Genomic DNA, 12,401 nt, shown 5'->3' with positions numbered 1-12,401 from the left:
AGACGTTAGTGTCGCCCACCACGCCGCGGGTTCTCACCCGCAGCCCATTCCCTTGTCGATCGTCCGAAAACCCGTCTCACGCCGCCGGTGCAACCCGGCTGCCGCCCTCGTGCGCCTGCGCCGCCTGCTGGCGCTCCATCATGGTCTGCCACAGCGTGGCGATGCTCACTTGCGTCTCTGGCGCGATCAGGCAGTGGCCCTCATTGTCGAAGCCGCAGAACCGCACCGAGGGATCTTTCCTCACCTCGGTCAGGGCCTGGTTGAGCATCTCCAGGCACGTCATGACCTGGCCGATGTCCTGCAGGCGCGTGTGATGAAGGATGTCCATCAGTCGGAACGTCATCACCGCGGGCTGGCCGAAGCTGATGCCGGGACGGCCGAGCTCGAACAGCACGTTCACGGCGGGAAACACGCCGCGGATGTGCTCGAGCACGCCGGCCATGTCCTCCACGCTGCAGGCGACGAGATGGGCGGCCTGCGGCGGCGGCGCCGCTTGCGTCCGCGGCGCAAGGCCGAGCGAATTGATCACCTCCTGCTCGATCCATTGCCGCACCGGGGCCGGTGCATTGCGGATCTGCTCGGCGGTCAAGGTAATTCCGGTCATTGGTACTTCTCTCCTGGGCACTTCTCCTGGACGGCTCTCTTGGCCAGTCTAGAAAGCAGGGCATCGGACACGTTGATGCGGATCAAGCGCGCCGCTTTGACGCTGGCGGCTTTCCCGGGCATGATCGCGCGCTGCTTCGCACTGGAATTTTGGGGGATCGCTCGACATGTTGAGATACGCTCTGGCCGCTGCCTGCTTCATTGGTCTGGCCGGCGGCTCGGCGCAGGCCGCGCGCTGCGGCGGCGACTTCAACGGCTTCATCGCCACCATAGCCTCGGAAGCGCAGGGAGCCGGTGTCTCGGGAAACGTGACCAGCGCGGCGTTCAGCGGCATCACCCAGGACGGCGCCGTGCTCGCCTTCGACCGGCGCCAGCGCTACACCTTCAACAAGAGTTTTGAGCAGTATGTCTCGACCCGCGTCGGCCCGGGCCGCATCAATGGCGGCAGGGCGCTGCTGCAGCGTCACGCCGCGCTGCTTTCGCGCATCGAGCAGCAGTTCGGCGTGCCCCGCTACATCCTGGTCGCGATCTGGGGGCTGGAGAGCGATTTCGGCAAGGGCGACATCGGCAAGCTGCCGGTGATCCGCACGCTGGCAACCCTTGCGCATGACTGCCGCCGCACCGACCTGTTCCAGGGAGAGCTGCTCGCCGCGCTCAAGATCGTTCAGCGCGGCGACCTGCCGCTGCGTGACCTCATCGGCGCCTATGCCGGCGAGATCGGCCAGACCCAGTTTCTGCCATCGTCCTACATCAAGTACGGCGTCGATTTCGATGGCGACGGCCATGTCGACCTCCGCCACAGCGTTCCCGATGTGCTCGCCTCGACCGCGAACCTCTTGCACACGAGCGGCTTCAAGATGGGCCAGCCCTACGGCGAAGGCACCGCCAATTTCGAGGCGATGCGGGAGTGGAACAGGGCGGTGGTCTACCGCAAGACGATCGGCTATTTCGCCGATCGGCTGGCGGGGCAGTGAGTACACACACGGTCTTGTAGGGTGGGCAAAGGCGCGAAGCGCCGTGCCCACGATTTCCATCGGTTGTCGGAAGTCGTGGGCACGCTACGCTTTGCCCACCCTACGGCAGCGGAGGGCGAGGCAACGCCATCGCGTCCCCGGCTCACTTCCGCTTCGCCATCTTCTCCAGCCGCCGCTGCAGTGGGGCCCAATACGTCCCCGGGCGGAAGCGCTGCAACAGGTCCATGAAACGGGCGTCGTTGCCGATCAGGATGCGTGGCTCGTTCCGCTCGATACCCTTGATGATGCGCAGCGCCGCGTCCTTCGGCGTGGTCTTCGCCGCGTTCTCGAACCGCTCGATCATCTGCGAGCGGCGCGCATTGTCGGTGACGCCGACCCCGGTGCGCGAGCTGCGCGCGATCGCGGTGGCGACGCCGCCGGGATGCACCACCGAGAGCTTCACCGGACTGCCCGCCACCGCGAGTTCATGCCGCACGCTCTCGGAAAAACCGCGCACCGCGAATTTTGCCGCGGCGTAGGCCGATTGCCCCGGCGGTGCGATGATGCCGAAGATCGACGAGACGTTGACGATATGCGCCTCTGCCATGGTCTTCAGGTGCGGCAGGAAGGCGCGCGTGCCGTGCACCACGCCCCAGAAATTGATGTCGAACAGCCACTCCATCTGCGCCTGGTCGATCTCCTCGAACGTCCCCAGCAGCGCGACGCCGGCATTGTTGACGACGATGCCGAGCGATGGATGCGCCGCGATCGCCTCGGCCGCGAATTGCGCGATGTCATCACGCTCGCTGACGTCGATGCGATGCAGGCTGACCTTGCGGTCTTGTCCGATCTCGGCCGCGAGCGCCTTCAGTCCGGACTCGTCGCGATCGGCCAGCGCCAGATCGCAGCCGCGCCGGGCCAGCTCGATCGCCAGTGCGCGGCCGATGCCGCTGGCGGCTCCCGTGATGGCGGCGGCGCCGCGAATCGCAGTCATGAAATCCCCCCGTCAGGTCCCGGTCATGGAACCACGGTTTACATTTTTTTGAAATGAAACCGAACCGTAGCCGCACTTGTGGTTTTTAACATAGGTTACGCAATCGATCATTGGGAGCGTCCGATGGGACAGGCTCAGCCATTTCGCGCAACCGCGCTGATCGTTGAAGACGATGTCATGCAGCGGCAGATGTTGTGCCTTCTGCTGGAAGAGAGCGGCTACGAGGTCATTCAGTGCGAAAGCGCCGAGGCGGCCGAACGCGTGCTGGAGAAGAACGCCGGCGCACTATGCCTGATGCTGACCGACGTTCAGCTTGCGGGCCGCATGAACGGTGTCGAGCTTGCCTACGTCGCCAAGGACCGCAATCCGAAGCTCGACGTCGTCGTCACCTCCGGTCGCCCCTTGAAGCAGCCCTTGCCGGAGGGCGCGAAATTCTGGGCCAAGCCCTGGGCGCCGCTCGACGTGCTGCGCGAGGCCGAGATCGCGCAAATGTCCTGACGGCCGACTGCGCCGGCCGGCTTTCCTGGTGCGAGGCGGGGTGATAGCGTTGGCCCATGTCCTGGTCCTTCCTGCTCACCTCGCTCATCGTCGTCGCCTCGCCCGGCACCGGTGTGCTTTACACGCTGGCGGCGGCACTGACGCGCGGCTCGCGCGCCAGCATTGCGGCGGCGTTCGGCTGTACGCTCGGGATCGTGCCGCACATGTGTGCGGCGATGCTCGGGCTTGCCGCCGTGCTCCACACCAGCGCGCTCGCCTTCGCCGCGCTGAAATGGGGCGGCGTGCTCTATCTGCTCTACATGTCCTGGCAGGCGCTGCGCGAGACCGGGGCGCTGGCCGTGGAAGGCGAGATCCGCGAGCGGTCGAGCGGCCGGGTCGTCGTCACCGGCTTCCTGATCAACATCCTCAATCCAAAACTGTCGATTTTCTTCCTCGCCTTCCTGCCGCAGTTCATCGCGGCGGACGAGGCCCATGTGCTGGCCCGGATGCTCGAGTTGAGCGGTGCCTTCATGGCGATGACCTTTGCGGTGTTCGCCGTCTACGGCCTCTGCGCCGCTTCGGTGCGCGAGCGCGTCATCTCCCGCCCCGCCGTGATGGCCTGGCTGCGCCGCAGCTTTGCGGCCGGCTTTGCCGCACTCGGCGCCAAGCTGGCGTTTGCGGAGCGGTAGGCTTCTCCACTCCCCGCTTCCTTCTTCACCTCTCCCCGCTTGCGGGTGAGGGGGTACAGGTCCATCGACAATGGCGCGTGGGGAGAGAGGCTCTCACCCCACCCTCTCAGCGCGAGCGAAGCTCGTCGCGACCCCGCGAAGGGCGGGGCGAGGGAGCGAGAGAGCGGAGCTCGTCGCTAAGCAGCCAATAAAAAAGCGGGCCTTGCGCCCGCCACCTTCGACCCAATCTGTCTCGACGCCCGGGCGGAGCGAGGCTCCACCCGGGCAAAGAAAAAGAAGCCTCGTTACTTCTTCTTCGCCTTCTTGGCCTTTTTCGCCTTCTTCTTCGCCGCCTTCTTCGCTTTCTTAGCCATAGTATCCTCTTAGGGGTTAATGGTGGAACGCGACACGAGGGATGCTCGGCGGAGGGCCAGCCTCGCAATATCCTCGACCATAAACTCAGCAGATTCGCAGGGCTCTGCCCCGTGCTGTCACATCCGTGTCATCGCGTTATCCACAGCTCAGATGCATTTTCGGGTGATTTTTGCCCGCGAATCCGCATCGAGCGCGTCGCGACAGGGACGCGCGGGACGGCGGCGATATCCCTAACGATCCGACAACGCGGCCGCGCCGTTCATGAATCCAAAACCAAGGGCGCGCTTTGAAGGATCGCAGTGAGACTCCGTTAAGTGCAACCCGCGCATTGTTCTCCGCAAGAAAACGGGGATGGGTCATGGACGGACGGCTGCCAGGAATGGGGGACGCGACGCTGTGCGCGCTGCGCTCGCCATGCTGAACGTACCGACGCTCTGGACGGTCTTCGTCGTCAATTTCCTCGCGCTCGGCCTGATCTGGGCCTACGTGACGCGCTCCTATCCGAAATTTGCGGCCGCGCGGTTCTGGATGGCATCGTCCTTCGTCGGCGCGGCCGGCGCGATGACGGCCCTGATCCGCCTGTTCGTCACATCTCCCGTGCCGCTTCTGCTTGGCGCTGCCGGCGTCATGGCGGCGAGCTGCTTCGCCGCCATGGGCATTCAGCGCTTCTATGACCGGCCGGTCTCGTGGCGCATCATGGTCGCAACGGAATGCCTGAGCCTCGCCGGCGTCGTGTTCTTCATGATCGGCTTCGAGCACATGCAACTGCGCATGCTCAGCTACACGGTCGGTCAGGGGCTGCCGCTGGTGCTGTCGCTGCATCTGCTGCTGTCGCCGCCGGAAGGCCGCGTCAGCCCGGGCGCGCGGCTGTCCGGCATCGTTATTCTCAGCATCATCGGGTTACTCCTGGTGCGTACGGTGGGTAACCTGCTCGGCTATGATTTCTCGGCCGTCGCGGGCGGTCAGAACCACGCCGTCATGGTGCTGGGGCTCCTGTTCCTGTCGATGACGCTCAATTTCGGCTTCCTGCTGATGGCGATGGACCGGCTGCGCGGCGAGGTCGCCGACCTCGCGCTGCTCGACGATCTCACCGGCGTCGCCAACCGGCGCCATCTGCTGCAGCGCCTGTCCGAGGAGTGCGCCCGTTCGGAGCGCAGCGGCGAGCCGTTCGCGCTGCTGGTGATCGACCTCGACGGCTTCAAGACCATCAACGATACCCACGGCCACGCCGCGGGCGACGATTGCCTGCGGCACTTCACGCTGATGGCGCAGACGCGGCTGCGGCCCGGCGACATGCTCGCCCGCACCGGCGGCGACGAGTTTTGCGTCGTGCTGCCGTCGTCGTCCCTGCGCGAGGGGGCCGCGATCGCCCGCCGCGTGCTCGAGGTCTGCCGTCAGGATGCCGCCGCCTGCACGGCCAAGGAGATCCCGATTGCGATCTCGATCGGTGTCGCCGAGTGGGACCGCGGCATCGGCCAATTCCCGGACCGCCTCATCGCGCATGCCGACCATGCCCTCTATGCCGCCAAGAAGAACGGCAAGAACGATTTCGCGGTCTACGACCCGGCCCCGCCGCTCGCGCCGGAGCCGATCGGGCTCGCCGAGAGCAAGCGCACATTCGCGTAAAGCCTGCTACGATTTGGGTCCGCTATTGGATCCGCATGATGATGTCTCGCCTGCTCGTGGCCATTCTCGCCGCACTCTTCGTGACCGCACCAGTCGCCGCAACCGACGCCGGGCTAACAAACCCCGCGCGCGCCTCCGGCACGCCCGACATTCCCGGCCTCAAGATGGTCTGGCTCGCACCGTGGGGCGATGTCCGCAGCGCCCATCCGTGGCGCAACATCATCGTGCACCAGACCGAGGGACCGGCGGGCTCGGCGCGCGGCGGCGCCGCGGAGCAATCGAAGAATCCGACGCGTCGCGGCGTCACGGTGTGGGTGGAGACCGACGGCACGGTCTATTGGGCCGTCGCCGAGAACCTGGTGCCGACCCATGGCGACGGCGCCAACCGCAACGACAACAAGTACATCGACAACAGGCCGACCTATCGCCAGGTCGTGCGCGACAATTCGATCGGCGTCGAGTTCGCCGGCAACTATCCGGATGTCGCGACAGGACCGACCGAGGCACAGGTCGCGGCGTGGAGGATCCTCGTGAAGGTGCTGCGCGCGCGCTACGACATCCCGCTCGATCACGTCTATGCGCACAACTGGATCGACTACAAGGACGCACGCTATTGCGAAGGCTGCTGGCTGGCGACGCTGGCGAGGGTGTGGGGTGAGTAGGCCTCCGCCGTCATTCCGGGGCGCGACGTAGTCGCGAGCCCGGAATCCATCCTGCGTCAGAGTTGGTGGATGAATGGATTCCGGGCTCGCGCTTCCGCCTTCGCTCTGCGAGCTTCGGCGGACAAGCCGCGCGCCCCGGAATGACGGGAAGGCGTCACACCGGCTGAGCCATCCAGCCGAACAGCCGCCGGATCAGGCCCGGCCGTTGCGGCAATTCGGGCGGTCCATCTGCCGCCAGCACGCGTTTGAAGAAGTAGTCCAGGAACACCATGTCGTTCGGCTCGGTGACGGTGAACGTCTCCTCGCCGAAGAACACGCTGTAGCTGAAGAAGAACGGACCCATGAGCGGGATCGTCGCTGTGCCCGCATAATCCTTCGATATCACGAACTCGGATGGCTCCAGCCCGTGCTCGCGCATCGCCTGCTCGACCAGCGGCAGCTTGCGCATGAACTGGGCTTCGAAGCCGCCGACGGTGGATTGCAGGATGATCGACACGGCGCGTATCCGTTCTCTGGATGTGGCCCGACAAGAGTTTGTCGGGCGACCCGTCGCAGGCGTTCAAGGACCCCGCTGGCGTCTCCGCGAAACGTGCCGCAGCTCACACCTCAACAAAAAAGCCGGCGTTGCCGCCGGCTTTCTGTCTTTCGATCCGCCAATCTCTTACCGCGTAAGCCCGCTTAATGCGCGGCTTCCAGCGCGGCCTGTTCCTGCCTTGCGATCGTGCCCTTGACCGCGGACTGCACCTTCTCGAAGGCGCGGACCTCGATCTGGCGGACGCGCTCGCGCGACACGCCGAACTCGGCGGCAAGGTCTTCCAGCGTCATCGGCTCATCGGCGAGGCGGCGGGCCTCGAAGATGCGGCGTTCGCGCGGGTTGAGCACGCCCATAGCGCCGTTCAGGGCGTCACGGCGGTGATCATACTCCTCGTGCTCCGCCATCAAGGCTTCCTGGTTGGGCGTGTTGTCGACCAGCCAGTCCTGCCATTCGCCGGCTTCGCCGTCGTCGCGGATCGGGGCATTGAGCGACGCGTCGCCACCGAGGCGGCGGTTCATGTCGATCACGTCCTGGTCCGTTACGCCGAGGCGCTTGGCAATGGTCGCGACCTGGTCGGGACGGAGATCGCCCTCGTCCAGCGCGTTGATCTTGCTCTTCGCCTTGCGCAGGTTGAAGAACAGCTTCTTCTGGTTCGCGGTGGTGCCCATCTTCACGAGCGACCAGGAACGCAGGATGTACTCTTGAATCGACGCCTTGATCCACCACATGGCGTAGGTGGCGAGACGGAACCCCTTCTCGGGTTCGAAACGCTTCACCGCCTGCATGAGGCCGACATTGCCTTCCGAGACGACCTCGGAGATCGGCAGGCCGTAGCCGCGATAGCCCATGGCGATCTTGGCCACGAGGCGGAGATGGCTGGTGACGAGTTGGTGCGCCGCGTCGCGATCGTCATGCTCGCGCCAACGCTTGGCGAGCATGTATTCCTGCTGGGGTTCCAGCATCGGGAACTTGCGGATCTCGGCGAGGTAGCGAGATAAGCCGGATTCTCCATTGAGGACCGGCAAAGCAGCGGTACGGGCCATAGTGCGCCCTCCAAAGGTTCAGGCCCCCGATAGCGGCGGGCCAGGCAGACGACCGCTGTGTCAAAGCCGGCCGGGCTGCGATGTTCCGCGCTGGTCATTTCCAACGCAGGCGCAATATACCCCATGGGGGGTCGAAAAGGGAAGGATTGCTGACGTCACGTCCCCGTGTGGCAGCTATAACTTTTTGTAATGTAACGCCTTTCTTAAAAGGCCTGCGTCATAGCGCCGCTTTGAGGGCGCCCTCCAGGAGAAGCAAATCCTCCGGCAGAGGCGCCTCCCAGTGGAGTAATTCTCCCGTCCTCGGGTGCTCCAATACCAGCAGATAAGCATGCAGGGCCTGCCGTCCAAGTGCGGTCAACGCTCCCTGCGATTCCGGCCCGAGCTGATTGGCCTTGGTCTTGAAATGCGGGCCATAGACGGAATCTCCCATCAGGGGGTGGCCGATATGGGCGAGGTGGACGCGGATCTGGTGGGTGCGTCCGGTCTCGAGCTGGCAGGCGAGAAGGGCGGCCACCGGCTTGCCGTCGCGCCCCGAAAAACTCTCCAGGATCTCCCAATGCGTCACCGCCTCGCGTCCGCCCTGGCGCACCGCCATCTTCTCCCGCGCATGCGGATGGCGATCGATCGGCGCATCGACGGTGCCGCGATGCCGGTTCGGCACGCCCCAGGCGAAGGCCATGTAGCCGCGCCGCATCTCGCCGGTGCGGCCGTGGTCGGCGAACTGAGCTGACAGCGAGGCATGGGCGAGGTCGTTCTTGGCGACCACCATCAGCCCTGTCGTGTCCTTGTCCAGACGGTGCACGATGCCGGGCCGGCGCACCCCGCCGATGCCTGACAGCGAAGCTCCGCAATGGGCGATCAGCGCGTTGACCAGCGTGCCGGTCTCGTGGCCGGCCGCGGGGTGGACGACGAGGCCCTTGGGCTTGTTGATGACGATGATGTCGTCGTCCTCGAACACGATATCGAGGGCGATATCCTCGCCTTTCGGCTCGGCCGGGGCGGCCTCCGGCACGTCGATTATGATCGTATCGCCGGATGCGACGTGATAAGCGGGGTCGCGGACAGCGGAAGCCTTCAGGCTCACCGCGCCCGCCAAAATCAGGGCTTTCAGCCGCGATCGCGACAGGTCGGTGAGGTGCGCCGCCAGCACGCGGTCGAGCCGGGGCGAGCCCTCGTCGCCGGCGACGACAACCTCCAACCTTTGCGCTGACCCAGAGTTTTCCATGACGACGTCTGATACCGCTGTTCCCGAACCGACCCCCGAGCAGGCCGCGCTGTTCGCGCGGGTGCGGCGGATGATGCTGATCGCGGGGTTGACCACGGCGCTGGCGATCTGCGCCGTTCTGATCGCGGTGGGCTACCGCCTTTTCAAGTCGGAGGGAAGGGCGGTCGAAACCGCCGGCGACGTCACCGCCACCCTGCCGAAGGGCGCCAAGATCGTCTCGACCGGCGTCGCCGGCGACCGCCTCGTGGTCACGCTCGATGTGGGCGGGGTCATAGAGATCCGCACTTTTGATGCCCACACGTTGAAGCCGGCAGGAAAGCTGAAATTTGCCAATGAGCCGTGAGGCGGCCCGGGAAACTCACCCCCGCCGTCGTCCTGGCGAAAGCCAGGACCCATAACCACAGGCGGGTATGATTACGGGGACTCGGCGTTAACTCTGCACGCAACAATTGCGACTTGGGGCAATGGGTCCTGGCCTTCGCCAGGACGACAGCTGAGAGAAACCCCGATCGAGGCTTGCCGCCGGCAAAATTCGCGGCTATGTCGTACGCCTCACGCTCCCTTCGTCTAGCGGTTAGGACGCGGCCCTCTCAAGGCTGAAACAGGGGTTCGATTCCCCTAGGGAGCGCCAGACAAATCCTAAGCCATTGAAAAGCTGCACACTCTAGGCAACCATGTGAGCCTGGAGAGACCGCTCTGCTACGCACGTAGCCTCACAAGGTGGTCTGCAATGGCGCTCGCGGTCGTAACATGGCCATACTGATCCCCAGTCTCGGCTTCGCACGCTTTGACAGTCGTGGGGAGCTACGACTGGCGGAACGGCTCAAGGACTTCCTCGAAGAGAACGCTGTCGTTTGGCACAATCTCCCTGTCGGCCCTCACAACCGGCATCCGGATTTCATTATCGTTCACCCCGCGAACGGCCTGCTCGTGCTCGAGGTGAAAGACTGGCGCCTGGAGACGATTGTTTCGGCGGACAAGACAAAGGTCGAGTTGCTTACCAATCGTGGTGTCGTACGGGAGAGCAATCCCCTCGAGCAGGCTCGCAGGTACACGCTCGAGGTCGTGCGCACGCTGGAGCGCGATGGACAATTGTTGTTTCCGCCTGGTCATCGCTTTGTGGGCCGGTCCATTGTCCCGTTCGGCTTCGGGGCCGTCTTCACGAACATCACGCTCAAGCAGTTCGATCAGACCAATCTCAAGGAGGTGCTGGCCGGGCATCTGTGTCTTTTCAAGGATGAAATGACGGAGACCGCGGATCCCGAAGAATTCCGCACCAGATTGTGGAACATGGTTCATCCGCGTCCCGAAGAGCCGCTGTCCATGCCGCAATTCGACCGCCTGCGGGCGCTGCTCTTTCCGGAAATCCGCATACGACAGATTGCCCTGCCCTTGGACGACGCCCCTGCCGCCGATCCTTCGGACCGGACGCTTGCAGTCATGGACCTGCATCAGGAGCAGTTCGCGCGCAGTCTGGGAGAGGGGCATCGAATTATTCGCGGCGTCGCCGGATCGGGCAAGACCCTGATCCTTGCCTTTCGAGCCGAGTATCTGGCGCGTGCGGCGGCCAAGCCGGTGCTCATCCTGTGCTACGCCAATGGCATCGCCGGGCGACTTGAGGATGCCATGCAGAGCAGAGGCGTGGAGAACCGCGTTCAGGTCCTCACCTTTCATTCCTGGTGTTACCGGATGCTGCGGACTTATGGGGTCCCCGCCCCATCCGAGCGAGATTATCCGGACTACGCAAAGCGGCTGGCTGCGAGCGTTTCAGAGGTGATGAAGGCGGTAGATCAAGGCCATATCCCGACGGAGCAGTACGACGCTGTCCTGATCGACGAGGCACACGACTTCGAGCCGCAATGGCTCGCGCTCGCGGCCAAGATGGTGAACCCGCACACGAAGGCGCTGATGGTCGTCTACGACGACATCCAGGCCATCTACAAGGGGCGTGAACGCCCGGTATGGAGCCAGCTCGGAATTGAGGCCAAGGGCAGAACGAGCGTATTGAAAGTCAACTACCGCAACACTGCGCAAATCGTTGCCTTCGCGAAACGCTTCGCTGCAGACGTCATTGGCGCTCCGGGCATCACGGCCGACGATGAGCACGCCATCCTGTTGCCCGAAGATGCGGGCCGGCAGGGCGTGGAGCCGGCCGTGCGGCGATGCGTGAGCATCGACGCAGAAGCTCACTGCGTCGCCGAGTGGTTTCTCGATAGGAAAAAGGCCGGGTACGAGTGGTCGCAGATGGCGTGTCTCTACCCCGAGCACTGGATCGGCGGGCGGGTCGAGCAGATACTCGCCAGGCATGATGTGCCGATCGATATGGCCAAGGACAATCGCAACAGAATTTCGATCAAGCGGGTGGCCGTGCGGTTCTTGAGCATGCACACCGCGAAAGGGCTGGAGTTTCCCTGCGTCGCGATTGCCGGCTTGGGCTTGCTCGGCCGCCACGGCGAGACCGTCGAGGAGTGTGTCCGGCTGACCTATGTTGGGATTACCCGGGCGACTCACGAGGCGCTCCTGACGTACTCGAGTGAGTCGGAATTGGTGCAGCGTTTGATCGCGTAGGCGCAAAATCAACCACATCGCGCGGTCGCTTCTGCGCGGCGTGATGGTTGCTGACGAGCGCATGGCTCGGGCTCCCCTCAACGCCTGTTCGAGTGGCGATCACGAGAGGAGCCCTGCCATATGTCCTGGCCGCAAGTTCAATGATGCGCCGAAACGCTCCTGACGGTCTCGGTCAGCATATCACCCGACGTGGAATGGCTGACGTCACCCAGGCTGATGATGCCGACCATCCGCTTGCTCTTGTTGATCACCGGCAGCCTGCGGACCTGCAGCTTCTCCATATGATGCATCGCCTTGGCGAGGTCATCGTCCTCGCGGCAGCAATGGATGCCCTCGGTCATCACGTCACGCGCCTTCGCGCGGCCGGCATCGAAGCTGTGGCTCGCAAGCCCTTTGCAGACGATATCGCGGTCGGTCACCATTCCGACCAGCTTGTCGTCCTCGCCAATCGGAATGCAGCCGATGTCATGCGCCCGCATCAGTTTGGCAAGCTCGGTGATTGGGGTGTCGGGGCTGACCCAGTCGACACCCTTGTGCATCACGTCTTTGACTTTCATGGCGAGCCTCCGTTCGTGGGTTTCAAGTGCGTTGATGCAATGCAGCGGCACCCCCATCTTCCGAACTCCGACCAGACAAATGCAGACACTCTCGCCGCCACCCTGCTGACCAGTA

Annotated in this window: 13 protein-coding genes and 1 tRNA gene; 8 read left to right on the top strand and 6 right to left on the bottom strand. The window is 64.3% G+C overall.

Annotation, left to right across the window (positions count from 1 at the left end; translation table 11 throughout):
• Positions 1–76: 76 nt before the first annotated feature.
• Positions 77–604 carry a hypothetical protein gene (locus JQ635_RS29075; RefSeq protein ID WP_211413200.1) on the bottom strand — a complete coding sequence of 176 codons (528 nt, stop codon included), beginning with the start codon at positions 602–604 and terminating at the stop codon, positions 77–79.
• Between the two features lie 166 nt (positions 605–770).
• Between JQ635_RS29075 and JQ635_RS29070 the strand changes: the two genes are divergently transcribed.
• A complete protein-coding gene (locus JQ635_RS29070) occupies positions 771–1,577 on the top strand; it encodes a lytic murein transglycosylase (protein WP_211413199.1) in 807 nt (268 codons plus the stop codon).
• A 142-nt stretch (positions 1,578–1,719) separates the two neighbouring features.
• Here the strand turns inward: JQ635_RS29070 and JQ635_RS29065 are convergent, their stop codons facing one another.
• Positions 1,720–2,550, bottom strand: a complete 831-nt coding sequence (locus JQ635_RS29065; RefSeq protein WP_211413198.1) for an SDR family NAD(P)-dependent oxidoreductase — start codon at positions 2,548–2,550, stop codon at positions 1,720–1,722.
• A gap of 123 nt (positions 2,551–2,673) precedes the next feature.
• Here JQ635_RS29065 and JQ635_RS29060 point away from each other — a divergent pair, with 123 nt between their 5' ends.
• The 4 genes from JQ635_RS29060 to JQ635_RS29045 all read left to right on the top strand — a co-directional run bounded on the left by JQ635_RS29060 (position 2,674) and on the right by JQ635_RS29045 (position 6,358).
• Positions 2,674–3,048 (top strand): response regulator, encoded by a 375-nt coding sequence (locus JQ635_RS29060; protein WP_211413197.1) that lies wholly within the window; start codon positions 2,674–2,676, stop codon positions 3,046–3,048.
• Positions 3,049–3,104: 56 nt separating this feature from the next.
• The gene (locus tag JQ635_RS29055; protein WP_211413196.1) at positions 3,105–3,716 is read left to right on the top strand and encodes a LysE family translocator; all 612 of its coding nucleotides are present in this window, start codon (positions 3,105–3,107) and stop codon (positions 3,714–3,716) included.
• A 768-nt stretch (positions 3,717–4,484) separates the two neighbouring features.
• Positions 4,485–5,696 carry a GGDEF domain-containing protein gene (locus tag JQ635_RS29050; RefSeq protein ID WP_211413243.1) on the top strand — a complete coding sequence of 404 codons (1,212 nt, stop codon included), beginning with the start codon at positions 4,485–4,487 and terminating at the stop codon, positions 5,694–5,696.
• 35 nt (positions 5,697–5,731) lie between these two features.
• On the top strand, positions 5,732–6,358 hold the full coding sequence (locus JQ635_RS29045; protein ID WP_211413195.1) for a peptidoglycan recognition protein family protein: 627 nt from the start codon (positions 5,732–5,734) through the stop codon (positions 6,356–6,358).
• Between the two features lie 154 nt (positions 6,359–6,512).
• Here JQ635_RS29045 and JQ635_RS29040 read toward each other — a convergent pair whose 3' ends face one another.
• The 3 genes from JQ635_RS29040 to JQ635_RS29030 form a co-directional block, all read right to left on the bottom strand.
• On the bottom strand, positions 6,513–6,854 hold the full coding sequence (locus JQ635_RS29040) for a hypothetical protein (protein ID WP_211413194.1): 342 nt from the start codon (positions 6,852–6,854) through the stop codon (positions 6,513–6,515).
• Positions 6,855–7,036: 182 nt separating this feature from the next.
• Positions 7,037–7,936 carry an RNA polymerase sigma factor RpoH gene (gene rpoH, locus JQ635_RS29035; RefSeq protein ID WP_018643767.1) on the bottom strand — a complete coding sequence of 300 codons (900 nt, stop codon included), beginning with the start codon at positions 7,934–7,936 and terminating at the stop codon, positions 7,037–7,039.
• A 217-nt stretch (positions 7,937–8,153) separates the two neighbouring features.
• On the bottom strand, positions 8,154–9,161 hold the full coding sequence (locus JQ635_RS29030) for an RluA family pseudouridine synthase (protein ID WP_211413193.1): 1,008 nt from the start codon (positions 9,159–9,161) through the stop codon (positions 8,154–8,156).
• Here JQ635_RS29030 and JQ635_RS29025 point away from each other — a divergent pair.
• From JQ635_RS29025 to JQ635_RS29015, 3 genes are all read left to right on the top strand, one after another.
• Positions 9,160–9,504 (top strand): hypothetical protein, encoded by a 345-nt coding sequence (locus tag JQ635_RS29025; protein ID WP_211413192.1) that lies wholly within the window; start codon positions 9,160–9,162, stop codon positions 9,502–9,504. The two genes, JQ635_RS29030 and JQ635_RS29025, sit on opposite strands and share 2 nt — an antisense overlap.
• A 213-nt stretch (positions 9,505–9,717) precedes the next feature.
• Positions 9,718–9,792: transfer RNA gene (locus JQ635_RS29020), tRNA-Glu, on the top strand.
• 119 nt (positions 9,793–9,911) lie between these two features.
• Entirely contained in the window at positions 9,912–11,729 is a 1,818-nt protein-coding gene (locus JQ635_RS29015) for a UvrD-helicase domain-containing protein (protein WP_211413191.1), read from the top strand.
• A gap of 137 nt (positions 11,730–11,866) precedes the next feature.
• Here the strand turns inward: JQ635_RS29015 and JQ635_RS29010 are convergent, their stop codons facing one another.
• Positions 11,867–12,286: a CBS domain-containing protein gene (locus JQ635_RS29010; RefSeq protein WP_211413190.1), complete on the bottom strand. Its 420-nt coding sequence runs from the start codon at positions 12,284–12,286 to the stop codon at positions 11,867–11,869.
• Positions 12,287–12,401 lie beyond the last annotated feature (115 nt).

This window comes from Bradyrhizobium iriomotense, assembly GCF_018130765.1.
GTDB lineage: Bacteria > Pseudomonadota > Alphaproteobacteria > Rhizobiales > Xanthobacteraceae > Bradyrhizobium > Bradyrhizobium iriomotense_A.
The sequence above is the reverse complement of the archived record's forward strand: the minus strand, read 5'-3'. Positions and strand labels throughout refer to the sequence as shown.

Excerpts from the sequence above, each read along its gene's own strand:
- JQ635_RS29075 (WP_211413200.1), bottom strand. The coding sequence starts at position 604 with ATGACCGGAATTACCTTGACCGCCGAGCAGATCCGCAATGCACCGGCC.
- JQ635_RS29070 (WP_211413199.1), top strand. The coding sequence starts at position 771 with ATGTTGAGATACGCTCTGGCCGCTGCCTGCTTCATTGGTCTGGCCGGC.
- JQ635_RS29065 (WP_211413198.1), bottom strand. The coding sequence starts at position 2,550 with ATGACTGCGATTCGCGGCGCCGCCGCCATCACGGGAGCCGCCAGCGGC.
- JQ635_RS29060 (WP_211413197.1), top strand. The coding sequence starts at position 2,674 with ATGGGACAGGCTCAGCCATTTCGCGCAACCGCGCTGATCGTTGAAGAC.
- JQ635_RS29055 (WP_211413196.1), top strand. The coding sequence starts at position 3,105 with ATGTCCTGGTCCTTCCTGCTCACCTCGCTCATCGTCGTCGCCTCGCCC.
- JQ635_RS29050 (WP_211413243.1), top strand. The coding sequence starts at position 4,485 with ATGCTGAACGTACCGACGCTCTGGACGGTCTTCGTCGTCAATTTCCTC.
- JQ635_RS29045 (WP_211413195.1), top strand. The coding sequence starts at position 5,732 with ATGATGATGTCTCGCCTGCTCGTGGCCATTCTCGCCGCACTCTTCGTG.
- rpoH (WP_018643767.1), bottom strand. The coding sequence starts at position 7,936 with ATGGCCCGTACCGCTGCTTTGCCGGTCCTCAATGGAGAATCCGGCTTA.
- JQ635_RS29025 (WP_211413192.1), top strand. The coding sequence starts at position 9,160 with ATGACGACGTCTGATACCGCTGTTCCCGAACCGACCCCCGAGCAGGCC.
- JQ635_RS29030 (WP_211413193.1), bottom strand. The coding sequence starts at position 9,161 with ATGGAAAACTCTGGGTCAGCGCAAAGGTTGGAGGTTGTCGTCGCCGGC.
- JQ635_RS29015 (WP_211413191.1), top strand. The coding sequence starts at position 9,912 with ATGGCCATACTGATCCCCAGTCTCGGCTTCGCACGCTTTGACAGTCGT.
- JQ635_RS29010 (WP_211413190.1), bottom strand. The coding sequence starts at position 12,286 with ATGAAAGTCAAAGACGTGATGCACAAGGGTGTCGACTGGGTCAGCCCC.